This is a genomic window from Nocardiopsis sp. ATB16-24 (assembly GCF_030271535.1).
Classification (GTDB): domain Bacteria; phylum Actinomycetota; class Actinomycetes; order Streptosporangiales; family Streptosporangiaceae; genus Nocardiopsis.
The window spans coordinates 31151-47961 of record NZ_JASCXJ010000013.1 but is presented as its reverse complement, the minus strand read 5'-3'; the positions used below and the strand labels follow the sequence as shown (position 1 = coordinate 47961).

11 protein-coding genes are annotated in these 16811 nt (G+C 68.7%); all 11 read left to right on the top strand.

Features of this window, described 5'->3' with window-relative positions:
- Window positions 1-239: 239 nt before the first annotated feature.
- Entirely contained in the window at window positions 240-2945 is a 2706-nt protein-coding gene (locus PFX91_RS15220; protein ID WP_285732386.1) for a putative bifunctional diguanylate cyclase/phosphodiesterase, read from the top strand.
- A 511-nt stretch (window positions 2946-3456) separates the two neighbouring features.
- Window positions 3457-5217: an acetolactate synthase large subunit gene (locus PFX91_RS15215; RefSeq protein ID WP_285732384.1), complete on the top strand. Its 1761-nt coding sequence runs from the start codon at window positions 3457-3459 to the stop codon at window positions 5215-5217.
- Window positions 5218-5238: 21 nt separating this feature from the next.
- Window positions 5239-5763 (top strand): acetolactate synthase small subunit, encoded by a 525-nt coding sequence (gene ilvN, locus PFX91_RS15210; RefSeq protein WP_285732382.1) that lies wholly within the window; start codon window positions 5239-5241, stop codon window positions 5761-5763.
- 77 nt (window positions 5764-5840) lie between these two features.
- Window positions 5841-6836: a ketol-acid reductoisomerase gene (gene ilvC / locus PFX91_RS15205; RefSeq protein ID WP_285732380.1), complete on the top strand. Its 996-nt coding sequence runs from the start codon at window positions 5841-5843 to the stop codon at window positions 6834-6836.
- A 245-nt stretch (window positions 6837-7081) separates the two neighbouring features.
- Window positions 7082-8671 carry a phosphoglycerate dehydrogenase gene (gene serA / locus PFX91_RS15200; protein ID WP_285732379.1) on the top strand — a complete coding sequence of 530 codons (1590 nt, stop codon included), beginning with the start codon at window positions 7082-7084 and terminating at the stop codon, window positions 8669-8671.
- Window positions 8672-9386: 715 nt separating this feature from the next.
- On the top strand, window positions 9387-10451 hold the full coding sequence (locus tag PFX91_RS15195; RefSeq protein WP_285732377.1) for a 3-isopropylmalate dehydrogenase: 1065 nt from the start codon (window positions 9387-9389) through the stop codon (window positions 10449-10451).
- Between the two features lie 209 nt (window positions 10452-10660).
- Complete coding sequence (locus PFX91_RS15190) at window positions 10661-11776, top strand: branched-chain amino acid aminotransferase (RefSeq protein ID WP_285732375.1); 1116 nt, start codon at window positions 10661-10663, stop codon at window positions 11774-11776.
- 94 nt (window positions 11777-11870) lie between these two features.
- Window positions 11871-12440 carry a hypothetical protein gene (locus PFX91_RS15185; protein WP_285732373.1) on the top strand — a complete coding sequence of 190 codons (570 nt, stop codon included), beginning with the start codon at window positions 11871-11873 and terminating at the stop codon, window positions 12438-12440.
- Window positions 12441-12954: 514 nt separating this feature from the next.
- Window positions 12955-14565, top strand: a complete 1611-nt coding sequence (gene cimA, locus PFX91_RS15180; RefSeq protein WP_285732371.1) for a citramalate synthase — start codon at window positions 12955-12957, stop codon at window positions 14563-14565.
- 396 nt (window positions 14566-14961) lie between these two features.
- Entirely contained in the window at window positions 14962-15888 is a 927-nt protein-coding gene (locus PFX91_RS15175) for a carbohydrate ABC transporter permease (protein ID WP_285732562.1), read from the top strand.
- Complete coding sequence (locus tag PFX91_RS15170) at window positions 15885-16793, top strand: carbohydrate ABC transporter permease (RefSeq protein WP_285732369.1); 909 nt, start codon at window positions 15885-15887, stop codon at window positions 16791-16793. Before PFX91_RS15175 ends, PFX91_RS15170 begins: the two co-directional genes overlap by 4 nt.
- Window positions 16794-16811 lie beyond the last annotated feature (18 nt).

Sequence of the window (16811 nt, the reverse complement as noted above, 5' to 3'; positions counted from 1 at the left end):
CTCAATCGCTGTGTGACCTTGACTGCGTAGTGTTGCGGCGCACGGGGCGTGTGCGGCTCCTCGGGTCGTCTTCGCCACCAGTTCCGTCCCGGTCCCGTGAGATTCCGGCGGCGGACGCGCTGTCGGACGCTGTGCCGCGTCCGGACTCGAACGACGCGAGGTGGGTGCTCCATGAAGGAGAGAGCGCGACGGCGGACGAACGCCGTGTCGGCGGTGGCGCGCCCACCGGGAGGCCTGTGATGGGAACCTGGGCACACCGTCTGGGGGTCGTCGCCCTGGGCGTGCTGTCGCTGTTCTACGTCGTGGGGACCTTCGTCCCCCTGGCGGAGACCACGGTGACCGCCGAACTCGGCGAGTGGCCGACCTCCCTCGCCGCCGGGGCGGCCGGGTTGTCCCTGCTCCACGCCTCGCGGCGCTGGACGACCACCGGTGCGGGCAGGAGTGTCCAGGCCGACGGGGTGGACGGGGCGTCCGCGCTGCGTCACCTCGGTTTCGCCGCCCTCGCCTGGTGCGCGGGCGGTCTCACCCATGGCCTGACACGACTCTTCAGCTCCGGATCGCCCCTGTCTCTCACCCTCGGGGACCTCTTCGCGCTGACCGCCCTGCCGCTCTTCGTGGTCGGCTTCACCAGGTTCGCTCCCTGGCCGGGCGGTGTCCGGACCGCGGTACGGCACGTCACCGACAGCTACGTGTGCGCAGCCGCGGTGTTCTCCGTGGTGTGGCTGCTGCTGTTCTCCCCGCTCTACCGAGAGCTGGGGGAGGGCGCCGGTTTCCTCGGCTTCGCACTGGTCTACCCGGTCGCCGACATCGTCGTGCTGTGCCTGCTCGTACCGCTGGTCTTCATGTCGCCGCACAGTACGCGGCGCGCGGTGCTGGTGGCGATCGGTTCGCTCATCGTCATCGCCGGCGCGGACCTGCTCGGCGCGCTCACCCGGCTGACCGGACCGCCCATCGCCGGAGGGATCGAACACCCGGTGCGGTTCCTGGGCTTCGTCCTGCTGGGATCCCTCCCCTGGTCGGTGGGGAACCGTCCGGGCCTCAGTCCCCGCCGTATCACCGGCAGGGGCCTGTACCGGTTCGCGCCCGAGCTCGCCGCCGTCGCCGCCATGTTCGTGGCGGCCGTGGTGCTCACCGTGGCCGGGCTTCGGCTGCCCGGGGTCGCCCCCGTGCTGCCACTGGCCGCGGGTACCGCGGTCGTGGTGCTGTTGGTGCGGATGATGGGCATGTTGGAGGAGAACTCCACCCTGGCCCGTATGGTGCGCAACCGTGAGGTCCACTTCCACGAACTGGCGCGCAACAGCGGTGACGTGATCCTCATCCTGGACCGGGACGGGGGCGTGCACTACGTCAGCCCCGGCACGGCCGAGGCCTTCGGTTACCGACTCCAGGACGTGCTCGCCGCGCCCGTCACCGCGCTCATCCATCCGGAGGACCTGGGGCGCACCAAGGGGATCACCGACCTGTTCACCGAGCGTGGTGCCCAGGGCGTGCACATGCGCCTACGGGTCCGGGCGGCGGACGGCACCTGGCGGCACACCGAGTCCACGATCTCGCTGTACGAACAGCCGGGGGAGCCCGACCGACTGTTGGTGACCACGCGCGACATCAGCGCCCAGGTGGCGTTGCAGAACGAGGTCCGGCACCTGACCTTCCACGACGGTGTGACCGGGCTCCCCAACCGCGCCTACCTGGAGGAGCGCGCCGGCGACGTGCTGGCGCACCGGGCGATGAGCGAGGAACCCGCCGGGGAGGTCGCGGTGATCTTCCTGGACCTGGACGGTTTCACCGCGGTCAACGACTCCGCGGGGCACGTGCGCGGCGACCACCTGCTCGGCCAGGCCGCACGCAGGCTGCGCGGGGAACTGGACTCCAACGCGACCGTGGCCCGCTGGGGCGGCGACGAGTTCGCGGTCCTGGTGGAGGACGTGCCCAAGGCCCAGCAGGTGGTGGACATGGCCGAACGTCTGGGACGGGTGATCGCCTCCGAGCCCTTCCAGGTCGCCGACCGGGACATCCTGCTGACCGCCAGCATCGGTGTGGCCTTCGCCGAGTCGACCACCGACAGCGGCGAGCTGCTGCGCAACGCCGACGTGGCGATGGCCCGCGCCAAGGAGCGGGGCACCGACCACGTGGAGGTCTACGCCGCCCACATGCACGACACCGTGGTCTCACGTCTGGAATTGCAGATGCGGCTGCGCCGGGCACTGGTCGAGGACGAGTTCTTCCTGGAGTACCAGCCCGTGGTCGACCTGGGCAGCTCGCGGGTGACCTCGGTGGAGGCCCTGGTGCGGTGGAGGCGCGACGGCGAGGTGGTGGGCCCCGAGGCCTTCATCGGGGCGGCCGAGGAGTCGGGGTTGATCGTGCCGTTGGGGGAGAGGATCCTGCGCGAGGCCTGTGAGAAGGTCTCGGTGTGGCGTCTCTCGGACTGGGACATCGGCCTGTCGGTGAACCTGTCGGTGAAGCAGGTGTTGTCCCCGCGCTTCGTGGAGAGGGTGGCCGGCATCCTCGCCGAGAGCGGACTTCCCGCCGAGGTGCTCACCCTGGAGGTCGACGAGGAGGTCCTGCTCGACGACGTCGGCGAGGCCGTGCAGCGCCTGAGCGAGCTGCGCGAGCTGGGTGTGCGGCTGGCCATCGACGACTACGGGATGGGTTACGCCTCCTTGGCGCACCTGCGCAGACTGAGCGTGGACGCGATCAAGATCGACCCCTCGTTCGTGGCCGACCTGGGGCGTGACGACACGGTCACGCTGCTCACGCACACGATCGTCCAACTGGGGCGCGACCTGGGCGTGCAGGTGGTGGCGGAGGGCATCGAACGTCCCGAACAGCTGGAGCAGCTGCGCACGATGGGCTGTGACCACGGGCAGGGCTTCCTTGTGGCCCGACCGATGTCGGAGAGCGGAGTGGAGTCGCTCGTGGGCGGGGAGGCCGGAGCCAGTCTCTGACCGACCCGGGGTCCGCGGGGGACCGCGTCCTTCGCCGCTCGGGGGCGCGGCGAGGTGACCTGTGGCCCCTGAGGGCTCCCCGTGCGGGTACGGCCCCCTCGCGTCGGGCGGGGGACCTTCCGTCCGGGGAGCCCGCGCACCGGTTCTCCTCCCGCCCCGGGATGCGGGATGTGTCACACGGCGGATGCGGACTTGAGGGGAATTCGCCCTGTTGGCAGGGGTTTCGTCATTCTGGGGCGGGTCGTATCCTGACACCGGCGTCTCACATGGTGAGACAAAACGTCGTTCGTGTTGACTCGGTGCCGCTCCGTCGGCCAATGTTGTGATCGTGCAGAGCAACTCCCTGATTCTCGTACTTGGTCGGCGCGCAGCCCACTGAGCTTCCTCTGCTGCGCGCCACCCCTCGACCGCCACCGGGCGGTGGGGGTTTTTTTATTGCCAGAGCCGGAATCAGACCCACCAAGGCCAGAGCCTCCGCACCGCTCTGGACCCTCGCTGAAGGATGCATGAGATGACCGAGCAGATGACCGGCGCCCAATCGCTGATCAGGTCGCTGGAACAGGTCGGCGTTGACACCGTCTTCGGGATCCCCGGCGGTGCCATCCTCCCTGCCTACGACCCGCTCTACGACTCGGCCAAGGTACGCCACATCCTCATGCGTCACGAGCAGGGAGCGGGCCACGCGGCGGAGGGTTACGCCTACGCCACCGGACGTCCGGGCGTGTGCATGGCCACCAGCGGCCCCGGCGCCACCAACCTGGTGACCCCGCTGGCCGACGCCCACATGGACTCGGTGCCCATGGTGGCCATCACCGGCCAGGTCGCCTCACCGATGATCGGCACCGACGCCTTCCAGGAAGCCGACATCTGCGGCATCACCATGCCGATCACCAAACACAACTTCCTGGTCAGAGACGCCGGGGAGATCTCGCGCACCATCGCCGAGGCCTTCCACATCGCCTCCAGCGGACGCCCCGGCCCCGTCCTGGTCGACATCTCCAAGGACGCCCTACAGTCCTTCACCGCCCACACCTGGCCCGAGCGCCTGGACCTGCCCGGCTACCGCCCGGTCACCAAGCCCCACGGCAAGCAGGTCCGTGAGGCCGCCCGGATGATCGTCGAGGCACGGCGCCCGGTGTTCTACGTCGGCGGCGGCGTCCTGCGCGCGGGAGCCTCTGCGGAGCTGCGCGTCCTGGCCGAACTCACCGGCGTCCCCGTGGTCACCACCCTGATGGCCCGCGGCGTCTTCCCGGACAGCCACCCGCAGTTCGTGGGCATGCCCGGTATGCACGGTGACGTCTCCGCCGTCGGCGCCCTCCAGAAGGCCGACCTCATCGTCGCCCTGGGCGCCCGCTTCGACGACCGCGTCACCGGCCGACTGGACAGCTTCGCCCCCGACGCCAAGATCGTCCACGCCGACATCGACCCCGCCGAGATCTCCAAGAACCGCTACGCGGACGTGCCCATCGTCGGCGACTGCCGCGAGGTCCTGGCCGATCTGGTCGTGGCCGTGCGCGCCGACCAGGAGAAGGGGCGCCAGGGCGACTACGAGGGCTGGTGGAAGCAGCTCGACCGCCTGCGCACCACCTACCCCAAGGGCTACGAGACGACCGACGACGGCAGCCTGTCCCCACAGGCGGTCGTCCAGCGCCTGGGGCAGATCGTCGGGCCGGAGGCCACCTACGTCGCCGGTGTGGGCCAGCACCAGATGTGGGCGGCCCAGTTCATCGACTACGAGCGCCCCGGTTCCTTCGTCAACTCCGGCGGCCTGGGCACCATGGGCTTCTCCGTGCCCGCCGCGCTCGGCGCCAAGGTCGCCGACCCGGACCGCACGGTGTGGTCGATCGACGGCGACGGCTGCTTCCAGATGACCAACCAGGAGCTGGCCACCTGCGCCGTCGAGGGCATTCCGATCAAGGTCGCCGTGGTCAACAACGGCAACCTGGGCATGGTCCGCCAGTGGCAGACCCTGTTCTACGAGGGACGCTACTCCAACACCGACCTACAGACCGCGCCGCGGGACGAGAAGGTCCGCATTCCCGACTTCGTTCGTCTGGCGGAGGCGTACGGTTGTGTCGGCCTGCGTTGTGAGCGTGCCGAGGACATCGACGCCACCATCGAGAAGGCCATGGCGATCGACGACGCCCCCGTGGTCGTGGACTTCACCGTCAACCACGACGCCATGGTCTGGCCGATGGTCGGCCCCGGCGTGAGCAACGACAACATCCAGTACGCGCGTGACATGGCGCCGAACTGGGAACACGAGGACTAAGAGGAGAAGGCGAAAACCACCATGAGCAGTCACACGCTTTCCGTTCTGGTGGAGGACACGCCGGGTATCCTCGCCCGCGCCTCCTCCCTCTTCTCCCGCCGTGGTTTCAACATCGACTCGCTCAGTGTCAGCAACACCGAGTATCCAGGGCTGTCCCGGATGACGATCGTGGTCAACTGCGACCTCCATCCCTTGGAGCAGGTGACCAAACAGCTCAACAAGCTGGTCAACGTCGTCAAGATCGTGGAGATGGACACCACCGCGTCGGTCCGACGCGAGCTGCTGCTCGTCAAGGTCAAGGCCGACGCGTCCAGCCGCACCCATGTGCTACAGACGGCCGAGCTGTTCCGCGCACACGTCGTGGACGTCAGCCCGGACGTCGTCGTCATCGAGGCCACCGGCGACCCCGAGAAGCTCGATGCCCTGGTCAAGAACCTGGAGCCGTTCGGCATCCGGGAACTGGTCAAATCAGGGCTGGTCGCCCTGGGACGCGGCCCCCGATCGATCACCGACCGCTCCCTCCGCGCGGTCGAGCGAAGCGCCTAGGACTCGGGGGTCCGGTCGCGGCCGGGCCCCCGAGCCCGCGTCCCGTCACAAAGTTCACTACATAGGAGTAACCCCAAGTGGCAGCACAGATGTACTACGACGACGCCGCGGACCTCTCGCTCATCCAGAGCAAGAAGGTCGCCGTGATCGGTTACGGCAGCCAGGGGCACGCGCACGCGCTGTCGCTGCGGGACTCGGGCGTGGACGTGCGGATCGGCCTCGCCGAGGGGTCCAAGAGCCGCGCCAAGGCCGAGGAGGAGGGGCTGCGTGTCCTCACCCCCGCGGAGGCCACCCGCGAGGCCCAGGTCATCATGATCCTGGTCCCCGACCACATCCACCGGGACCTGTACGCCTCCGAGATCGCACCGAACCTGGAGGCGGGCGACGCCCTCTTCTTCGGCCACGGCTTCAGCATCCGTTACGGCCTGGTCACCCCGCCCGAGGGCGTGGACGTGGCCATGGTCGCCCCCAAGGGACCGGGGCACCTGGTCCGCCGTCAGTTCGAGGCCGGGCGCGGCGTGCCCTGCCTGGTCGCGGTCGAGAAGGACGCCAGCGGACAGGCCTGGGACCTGGCCCTGTCCTGGGCCAAGGGCATCGGCGGCACCAAGGCCGGTGTCATCAAGACCACCTTCACCGAGGAGACCGAGACCGACCTGTTCGGTGAGCAGGCCGTGCTCTGCGGCGGTACCGAGGAGCTCGTCAAGGCGGGCTTCGCCACCCTGGTGGAGGCGGGTTACCAGCCCGAGGTCGCCTACTTCGAGTGCCTGCACGAGCTCAAGCTGATCGTGGACCTCATGTACGAGGGCGGCATCTCCAAGATGAACTGGTCGGTCTCGGACAACGCCGAGTACGGCGGCTACACCCGTGGTCCGCGGGTGATCACCGACCAGACCCGCCAGGAGATGCGCAAGATCCTCCGTGAGATCCAGGACGGCTCCTACGCCAAGGAGCTCATGGACGAGTTCGACGCCGGTCAGCCGACCTTCGGCAAGCGCCGCGAGGCCGAGCAGAACGAGCAGATCGAGAAGGTGGGCGCCGAGCTGCGTCCGCTGATGAGCTGGCTCAAGGCCTGAGCGGTGCCCTCGCGGGGCTCCGTCCCGTGTCCGGGCGTCTCGGAGGCGGAGGTCTTCGGTGGCGTGTGAGCACGGGACGACGGACCCCGGACAGATCCGGTGAACCGTGGGGGCAGGTGGATACGACCACCTGCCCCCGACACGCTTCCCTACTCGACTAGTAGACTTTCGACCGGCCGTCACCCCCGATCCGGGCAGTGCCACCACCTGCGCGATCGGGTCGCACCACCCGAAAAGGAACCGTTGTGTCCAAACCCGCCGTACTTGTAGCGGAGAAGCTCTCACCCGCCGGAATCGCGTTGCTCGAAGAGGACTTCGAGGTGCGCTACGTCGACGGCTCCGACCGGTCCCGCCTCCTGCCCGCCCTCGCCGACGTCGACGCCCTGATCGTGCGCAGCGCGACCCAGGTGGACGCGGAGGCCCTGGCCGCCGCCCCTCGTCTACAGGTGGTGGCCCGAGCCGGTGTCGGCCTGGACAACGTCGACGTGGAGGCCGCCACCAAGGCCGGCGTCCTGGTGGTCAACGCCCCCACCTCCAACATCATCAGCGCCGCGGAGCAGGCCATCAACCTGCTGCTGGCCAGTGCCCGCAACACCGCCCCGGCGCACAACGCGCTGGTCAACGGGGAGTGGAAGCGGTCCGAGTACACCGGCGTGGAGCTGTACGAGAAGACCGTCGGAGTGGTCGGTCTCGGCCGTATCGGCGCCCTGGTCGCTCAGCGCCTGTCGGCCTTCGGCACCAAGATCATCGCCTACGACCCCTTCGTGCAGCCCGCCCGCGCGGCCCAGATCGGCGTGGAGATGACCACGCTCGACGAGCTGCTGGAGCGCTCGGACTTCATCACCATCCACCTGCCCAAGAACAAGGACACCCTGGGCCTGATCGGTGACGAGGCACTCGGCAAGGTCAAGCCCAACGTGCGCATCATCAACGCGGCGCGCGGCGGCATCCTCGACGAGGACGCGCTCTACCGGGCGTTGAAGGACGGCCGTGTGGCCGGCGCCGGCATCGACGTGTTCGCCAAGGAGCCCTGCACCGACAGCCCGCTCTTCGAGTTCCAGAACGTCGTGGTCGCCCCCCACCTGGGAGCCAGCACCTCCGAGGCCCAGGAGAAGGCCGGTACCCAGGTCGCCCGTTCGGTCAAGCTGGCCCTGTCCGGCGAGTTCGTCCCCGACGCGGTGAACGTCCAGGGCACCGGTGTGGCCGAGGAGATCAAGCCGGGCCTGCCACTGACCGAGAAGCTGGGGCGCGTGTTCACCTCGCTCGCGGGTGCGATCGCCAGCCGTATCGACGTCGAGGTCCGGGGCGAGATCGCCGAGCACGACGTCAAGGTGCTGGAGTTGGCCGCCCTCAAGGGCGTCTTCACCGACGTGGTGGAGGACACCGTGACCTTCGTCAACGCCCCGCTCCTGGCCAAGGAACGCGGTGTGGAGGTCAACCTCACCACCAGTGCCGACAGCAGCGACTGGCGCAACCTCATCACGGTCCGCGGGCTGCTCGCCGACGGCACCCGCGTGTCGGTCTCGGGAACCCTGACCGGTCCCCGTCAGATCGAGAAGCTCGTGGAGATCAACAACTACTCCATGGAGATCGGCCTGGCCGAGCACATGGTGTTCCTCTCCTACGAGGACCGTCCCGGCATCGTCGGCAAGGTCGGTGCCCTGTTGGGCGACGCCGACGTCAACATCGCGGGGATGCAGGTCATCCGGGACAAGGAGGGCGGCAAGGCCCTCATCGCGTTGACGGTGGACTCCGCCGTGCCCGACGCGATCCTCGCCTCGATCTCCACCGAGATCGAGGCCGACATCAGCCGCCAGGTGGACCTGGAGGACTGACGTAGCGACCCGGGTCCGTGGCCTCCTCGGGGGCGACGTGACCTGAACCGGGGGCCGTACCGCGTGACCGCGGTGCGGCCCTTCGCCGTGCGGGGGCGGAGCCCGTACGGGCCGTACCCGCGTGACACGCGGCCGTCTCACATACTGAGAATTTCTGGCCACATAGTTGGACATCCGATATTCTGAAGTCCTAGGAGTCGTTGGCGCACGACCCTGTCGTCGAGGGTCGGCGCCCCGTGCCGCCTCGGTTCCGACCGGGACCTTGGCGGTGTCCCACGGCAGACGATCCCGCCGGGGCGGACTCCTTCCTCCGTGGACACCGTCGCCCACGTTCCGCACTCCGCCGCCGTTCGGCGCGATCCGCCCCGAACTCCGACAGTGCACCCGTGTAGAGCATTCGCACCCCGGCCGAGCCGTTCCCAGGCCCGGTCACGCAGAGCATCCGGAGGATCGCATGTACGACATGGCCGAGCACCCGTCCGAGCCCGAGTCCCAGGACGAGATCAACCGAGCCCTACAGGACGCCCTCAACCGTCGCTTCTGAAGGTCGGTCCCCGGCGGGCGGAGGCCGTGTGTCGGACGGAGGCGGACGGTCTCCGTGAAGAGGCGACGCGGGTCCGTCGGGGGAGGTAGGGTTGTCTCATTCAGTGTTCATTCTGGTCTCACTATCTGAGAAGAAGCCGGTGGGGCCGCATCCGAAGCAGAGGCAGTCCGTATGGCAGCGCGTACCGTGAAACTGGCGGTCATCCCCGGAGACGGGATCGGTCCCGAGGTCATCGCCGAAGGGCTCAAGGTGTTGGAGGTCGCGGCCTCCAGGCACGACCTCGCCATCGAGACCACCGAGTACGAGCTCGGCGCCAGGCTCTGGCACCGCACGGGCGAGACCCTGCCCGACTCCGTGGCCGCGGAGTTGGCCGGACACGACGCCCTCTACCTGGGTGCCGTCGGCGACCCCTCGGTCCCCAGCGGTGTCCTGGAGCGTGGTTTGCTGCTGCGCCTTCGCTTCGACTTCGACCACTACGTCAACCTCAGGCCCGTGCGCCTCTACCCGGGCGTGGACAGCCCTCTGGCGGGAGTGGGCCCCGAGGACATCGACATGCTGGTGGTCCGTGAGGGCACCGAGGGACCCTACGCCGGAGCCGGTGGCGTACTGCGCAGGGGCACCCCCCACGAGGTCGCCACCCAGGACAGCGTCAACACCCGCCTGGGAGTCGAACGGGTCGTGCGCTACGCCTTCGACAAGGCCGCGGCCCGCCCCCGCCGCAAGCTCACCCTGGTGCACAAGGACAACGTCCTGACCTTCGCCGGTGAACTGTGGCAGCGTGTGGTCCGCGAGGTCGGCGCCGAGTACCCGCAGGTCAGCGTGGACTACTGCCACGTCGACGCCGCGTCGATGTTCTTCGTCGACCAGCCCGCCCGTTTCGACGTGGTGGTCACCGACAACCTGTTCGGCGACATCATCACCGACATCGGCGCCGCCATCGCCGGAGGCATCGGGCTGGCCGCCAGTGGGAACATCAACCCCGACCGCGCCTTCCCGAGCATGTTCGAACCCGTGCACGGCTCCGCCCCCGACATCGCCGGACAGGGCAAGGCCGATCCCACCGCCACGGTGCTCTCGGCCGCCCTCCTGCTGGAGCACCTCGGCGTGCCCCAGGCGGCCCGCCAGATCGAGGCCGCGGTCTCCGCGGACCTGAAGACCCGTGCACGGAGCGGCGCGGTCCGCTCCACCTCCCAGATCGGCGACGATCTCGCCGCACGAGTAGGCGAGCAGGGCTGACGCACACCGTCGGCCCTGCCCCTCAGCGAGGCGCGGCCGACGGCTCCCGGGTCACCGAACCACACCGCCGACGGGCGCGCCTCGGATCCGAGCGCGCCCGTCTCCGTCTTGGGGTGACCGGCTCTGGCACCGGGTGCGCTCTTCCGACAGACTGGATACCAGGTCGGCGGCGCTGCCGACCTGATGCACCCGAGAGGACCATCGACAACATGAACAACGACACCACCACAAGCGGGTTGGCGTTCGACATCCAGCTCTCAGACTCGCGGAAGACCCCGCAGGAACGAGAAGCGCTGCTGGAGAATCCCGGGTTCGGCCAGGTGTTCACCGATCACATGGTGAGCATCCGCTACACCGAGGGAAAGGGGTGGCACGACGCGAAACTGGAGCCGTACGGTCCGCTGAGCCTGGACCCGGCCACGGCCTCGCTCCACTACGCCCAGGAGATCTTCGAGGGGCTCAAGGCCTACCGGCAGCCCGACGGCTCCCTCACCTCCTTCCGTCCGGAGGCCAACGCGGCCCGCTTCAACCGCAGTGCGACGCGCATGGCGATGCCCGAGCTTCCCGAGGAGCTCTTCCTGGAGTCCATCGGACTGCTGTTGGAGCACGACGGGGAGTGGGTCCCCCGTAAAGAAGGCTTCAGTCTGTACCTGCGTCCCTTCATGATCGCCACGGACATCGGCCTCGGAGTCAACAACCCCTCCCGCTCCTACCTGTACCTTCTGATCGCCTCACCGGTCGGTTCCTACTTCTCGGGTGGCGTCAAGCCGGTGACGGTGTGGTTGTCCAAGGACTACACGCGCGCCGCTCCGGGCGGTACGGGCGAGGCCAAGTTCGCGGGCAACTACGCGGCCAGCTTCCTGGCCCAGGCCCAGGCGGTGGAGAAGGGCTGCGACCAGGTGGTCTGGCTCGACGCGCGCGAGCACCGCTGGGTGGAGGAGATGGGCGGCATGAACCTGTGGTTCGTGTTCGGCTCGGGTGAGAACGCCAGGTTGCGCACTCCTCCGCTGACGGGGACCCTGCTGCCCGGTATCACGCGGGAATCGCTGCTGACCCTGGCACCCGACCTGGGCATCCCGGCCGAGGAGGCGCCGATCTCCATCGACGAGTGGCGTGAGGCGGCCGAGTCCGGTGAGCTCACCGAGGTCTTCGCGTGCGGTACCGCGGCCGTGATCACCCCGGTCGGCCGCGTCAAGAGCGACGACGGCGAGTTCACGATCGGTGACGGTACCCCGGGCCCGGTCAGCATGCGCCTGCGCGAGGAACTGGTGGGCCTACAGACGGGCCTGCGCCCCGACAAGTACGACTGGGTCACCAGGTTCTAGAGTGAAAGGGGCGGGCCGTTCGGACGGGGTTCGGACGGCCCGCCCCGCTGTTCCGACGCCCCGTGTCGTCTGCCGTCGCCTCCAGGAGTCCCCCATGTCCACAGCCGAGACCGGTTCCCGCCCCGCCACCGAGGAGAGCCCCGCCGCAACGGGGCCGCGTCGAGGATCCGGCTCCTGGCCCGTACGCTGTGCCCTGGTCGCCGCCGCGAGCCTGGTGGTGGGCGGCGTCGCCTACGGAGCCGTGGAGGTCGCCTCCGCGCTCTCAGCCACGACCTCCGCCGGACCGTCGGAGCCTTCCGGTCCCCAGGAGCGGGAGGCGGAGGGTTCCGAGCGCAGGACCGTGTCCCTGCTGCCCGAGGCGGGACCGGAGGAGACCGCCTCGCCGGAGTCGACGTGGCGCACGGAGGGCGCCGATACCGGGGAGGAGGGCACCGCCGGGGGAGGTGGGGCGTCCACCGGGGGCACCGGCGCCCCCGACGCCGAAGTCCCCGCCCGGGGAGACGGGGTCGATCCCAGAAGAGAGATCCTGGAGGGGATCCTCAACAGCCCCCAGCCGCGTCCGCCGCTGGAGCCCCTGGTGACCCAGGAGGACGTCGACGCCGAACGCGAGGCCCGCGAGGCCCGCGAGGCCCTCGGGTCCCAGGACGACCGCCACGACGGGTGAGCCCGCGCTCGGCCCAGGGTCCACGCGTTCCCCCCCACGGCCCACGAGCGAGACCGCCGGCGGGGCGGCATCGCCGTCCGAGGAGTGAGACGCGGGGGTGTGACGAAGCCGAAGGCTCCGCTTTCCTCGGTGATCTCCGTCACCGAGCGATGCTCGGGGCGCTCGGTCGAAACGGTCGTTCCGAGGGCGTTCTCGCAGGGCAGGAGGTATCGACGTCTTCGGCCCCGCCGCGATACCGGGACCTTTTCGTGAGGCGTGAGGGTGGGCGGGCGGTATGTCCGATGTGACCAATACCGATCTCATTGTTTGAGACGATTGCTCATCGGATGCCGAGAACGCCGTCATCGTGTGGCACACTGACCTCATGCCGTCTCAGGTTCTCATTATCGTGAGGCGCGCCGGCTGACCACAGGACGCCGCCGGCGCGCTGACCTCTCGTGTCCACGAGGGGTCTTTTTTGTTGGCGGTGGGCGGGTCGGCCACACCACAGCATCCACCTTCGGGAGTTCCACCCATGAGGGACGACAGTTTCCACGTCTTCGACACCACGCTCCGCGACGGAGCCCAGCGCGAGGGCATCAACCTGCGGGTCTCCGACAAGCTGGCCATCGCGAAGCTGCTGGACGACTTCGGGGTGACCTTCATCGAGGGAGGGTGGCCGGGGGCCAACCCCAAGGACACCGAGTTCTTTCAGCGCGCTTCACGAGAGCTGACGCTGAAGCACGCGCAACTCACCGCGTTCGGCGCGACCCGCCGTGCCGGTGTGAAGGTCACCGAAGACCCACAGGTGGCCGCACTGCGCGACAGCGGCGCACCGGTCGTCACCCTTGTGGCCAAGAGTGACGACCGGCACGTCGAACGCGCCCTGCGCACGACCCTTGACGAGAACCTCGCCATGGTCGCCGACACGGTGTCCCACCTGCGTGAACACGGGCAACGGGTGTTCGTCGACTGCGAGCACTTCTTCGACGGGTACCGCCACGACCCCGACTACGCGCTCGCCGTGGTCCGTGCCGCCGCCGAGGCGGGGGCCGACGTCGTCGTCCTGTGCGACACCAACGGTGGGATGCTCCCCACCGACGTCAGCCGGATCGTCACCGAGGTCCGCGAGGCCACCGGGGCCCGCCTGGGCATCCACGCCCAGGACGACACCGGGTGCGCCGTCGCCAACACCCTGGCCGCCGTCGACGCCGGTGCCACCCACGTACAGTGCACCGCCAACGGTTATGGCGAGCGGGTGGGCAACGCCAACCTGTTCTCCGTGGTGGGCGCGCTCACCCTCAAGCACGGCCGGGAGGTCCTGCCCGAGGGATGCCTGGCCGAGATGACCCGCGTGTCCACCGCCATCGCCGAGATCGTCAACCTCGCTCCCGACACCCACCAGCCCTACGTGGGGGTGTCGGCCTTCGCGCACAAGGCGGGGCTGCACGCCTCGGCGATCAAGGTCGACCCCGACCTGTACCAGCACATGGATCCCTCGTTGGTCGGCAACAGCATGCGCATGCTCGTCTCCGACATGGCCGGGCGCGCCTCCATCGAGCTCAAGGCCAAGGAACTGGGCCTGGAGTTGTCCGGTGACCGTGCCCTGTCGGGTCGGGTGGTGGAGCGGGTCAAGGGTCTGGAGCTGGCCGGTTACAGTTTCGAGGCCGCCGACGCCTCCTTGGAGCTGCTGCTGCGCGAGGAGTTGGGCGCACCGGTCCGCTACTTCGACACCGAGTCCTGGCGGGTCCTCACCGAACGGCGTCCCCAGGGCGGGAGCAGTCCCCTGTCCAGCGACTACGAGAGCCTGTCCGAGGCCACCGTCAAACTGCGCGTCAAGGGTGAGCGCGTGATCGCCACGGCGGAGGGCAACGGGCCGGTCAACGCCCTGGACCGGGCGCTGCGCAGTTCCATGGAGGGCGTGTACACCGCGCTGGCCGGGTTGGAGCTGACCGACTACAAGGTCCGCATCCTGGAGGGCAGCTCGGGGACCAACGCGATCACCCGTATCCTCATCACCTTCAGCGACGGTGCGGGGGAGTGGACCACGGTCGGTGTGGGGCCCAACGTCATCGACGCCTCGTGGGTGGCCCTCGAACAGGCCGTGACCTACGGGCTGCTGCGACAGGGCTACCCGCAGGGCTGACCGAGTGGCTCGCCCCCGCTCCGGGGGGGAGCGACGAGGGGCGCGGGATGGTGTGGACACCGCCCCGCGCCCCTCACCTGTTTCCGGTACGCCCCGTCATCAGGCAAAACGGGAAACGGGCGCCCCGCGTCGAACCTTACTTACAGGTAAGGGAGTACTGTCCTGAAGGTTATAGCCATCATGTCGCACACCACTCGATACTGCGGACCTTGAAAGACAAGTTCCACTAAGTGACGAATGGCGATGGATGTCGGATATAACCGTTGTGCGTCTTCGTGTTGCCGTGCTGTTCCCCTGGGGGAGAAGCGCAGGTCAACTGCCTCCTGAAGACTTCGGGGCGTGTCCTCACCCACCATCCTCCAGAGCGGGGGGAGGGACGTGACCTCCGGCACGGCAGTGGCCGACGTACATCCCCAGAACCCCGCGCCCCCGCGAAGACGCCGTCGTGAACGCGGGAGGGAAGCCACACTGGCCTGGGCCTTCCTGGCCCCCTCGGTGGCGGTCTTCGCCCTCTTCCTCGCCTATCCCCTCGGCCGTACCGTCTACCTGTCGATGCACGGCAACGACATCATCGGACGCCCCAACCGGTTCGTCGGACTCAGCCACTTCGCGGAAATGGCCACCCCCGAGTTCGGCGGGGTCCTGCTCACCACGCTCCTGTTCACCCTCGGGGTCGTCGTCCCCGGTGTGGTCGGCGCACTGGTGGTGGTGCTGCTCCTGGAAGGGGTCATACGCGGGCAGCGCCTGCTGCGCGGGGCCTTCGCCCTGCCGTTCGCGTTCTCCGTCGCCAGTGCCTCGGTGATCTTCTCGGTCTTCTACAGCCCGGGTAACAGCGTGCTCAACGGCATCCTGTACAGGTTCGGACTCGACCAGGTCCCCTGGTTGACCTCCCAGGAGATGGCCCTGTGGTCGGTGTGCATCACCACGGTCTGGATGAACCTGGGCTACGGGGTGCTCGTCCTGGCGGCCGGGATCGGCTCGATCCCCAAGGAGGTGAACGAGGCCGCCCGTATCGACGGCGCCACCGGGGTCCGGCTCGCCTGGGACGTCACCGTGCCCATGCTCGGCCCGCAGCTGTTCTTCCTGATCGTCATCTCCACGATCAACGCCCTACAGAGCTTCGGTCAGATCCACATCCTCACAGGAGGCGGACCGGTCGGCTCCACGACCACCCTGGTCTACTCCATCTACCAGTACGCCTTCGCCTACGGCACCAGCGACTTCGGTCGTGCCAGCGCACAGGCGCTCGTGCTGTTGGTCGTGGTCCTGGTGTGCACCGCGATCCAGTTCGGCGTCCTTGAGAGGAAGGTGCACTACGCGTGAGCGCCGCCTCCGTCCTCGGCTCCGCCCCCTCCGGCGCGCGGAACCCCGACCCACGACGGACGACCAGGACCGGGCGCAGGTACGACCTCGGACACGTCCTGGGCCGGGTCCTGCTCTACCTGATGCTGGCCGCCCTGCTGGTCCCCGTACTGTTCCCCGTCTACTACGTGTTCGCCGGCGCCCTCATGGAGCCGCGCGAGCTGTCCAGTTTCCCGCCGCAGCTGGCACCCACGGGCCTGCACCCGGACAACCTCCTGGGCGCACTGAACGCGGTCCCCCTGCTGCGCATGTACACCAACTCACTGGTGATGGCCGGGATCATCACGGTGTCCCAGCTGCTCACCTCCGCCCTGGCCGCCTACGCCTTCGTGTTCCTGCGCTTCAGGGGCAGCGCGGTGGTGTTCGCGCTGTTCCTGTCCACGCTGATGATCCCGGGCGAGGCGACCTTCATCCCCAACTACCTCACCCTGTCCGGGTGGGGTCTGTCGAACACCTACGCCGGGCTGGTCCTGCCCTTCCTGGCCTACGCGTTCGGCACGTTCCTGCTGCGCCAGAGCTTCAGGCAGTTCCCCCGAGAGCTGTACGACGCGGCACGCATGGACGGCATGGGCCACCTGCGGTTCCTGTGGACGATCCTGCTGCCGCTGAGCAAGCCCGCTCTCACCGCGGTCGGCATGTACGTGTTCATCACCAGTTGGAACATGTACTTCTGGCCGCTGATCATCACGCGCAGTACCGAGATGCAGACCCTCCAGATCGGTCTGAACAGCCTCAAGACCGGAGAGGCCGCCAACCCGGGACTGCTCCTGGCCGGCGCCGCGCTCTCCGTCATCCCCACCCTCGCCCTCGTGATCTTCGGACAACGCTTCATCGTCCGCGGACTCACGGCGGGCGCGGTCAAGTAGGCGTCCCACCCGACCTCC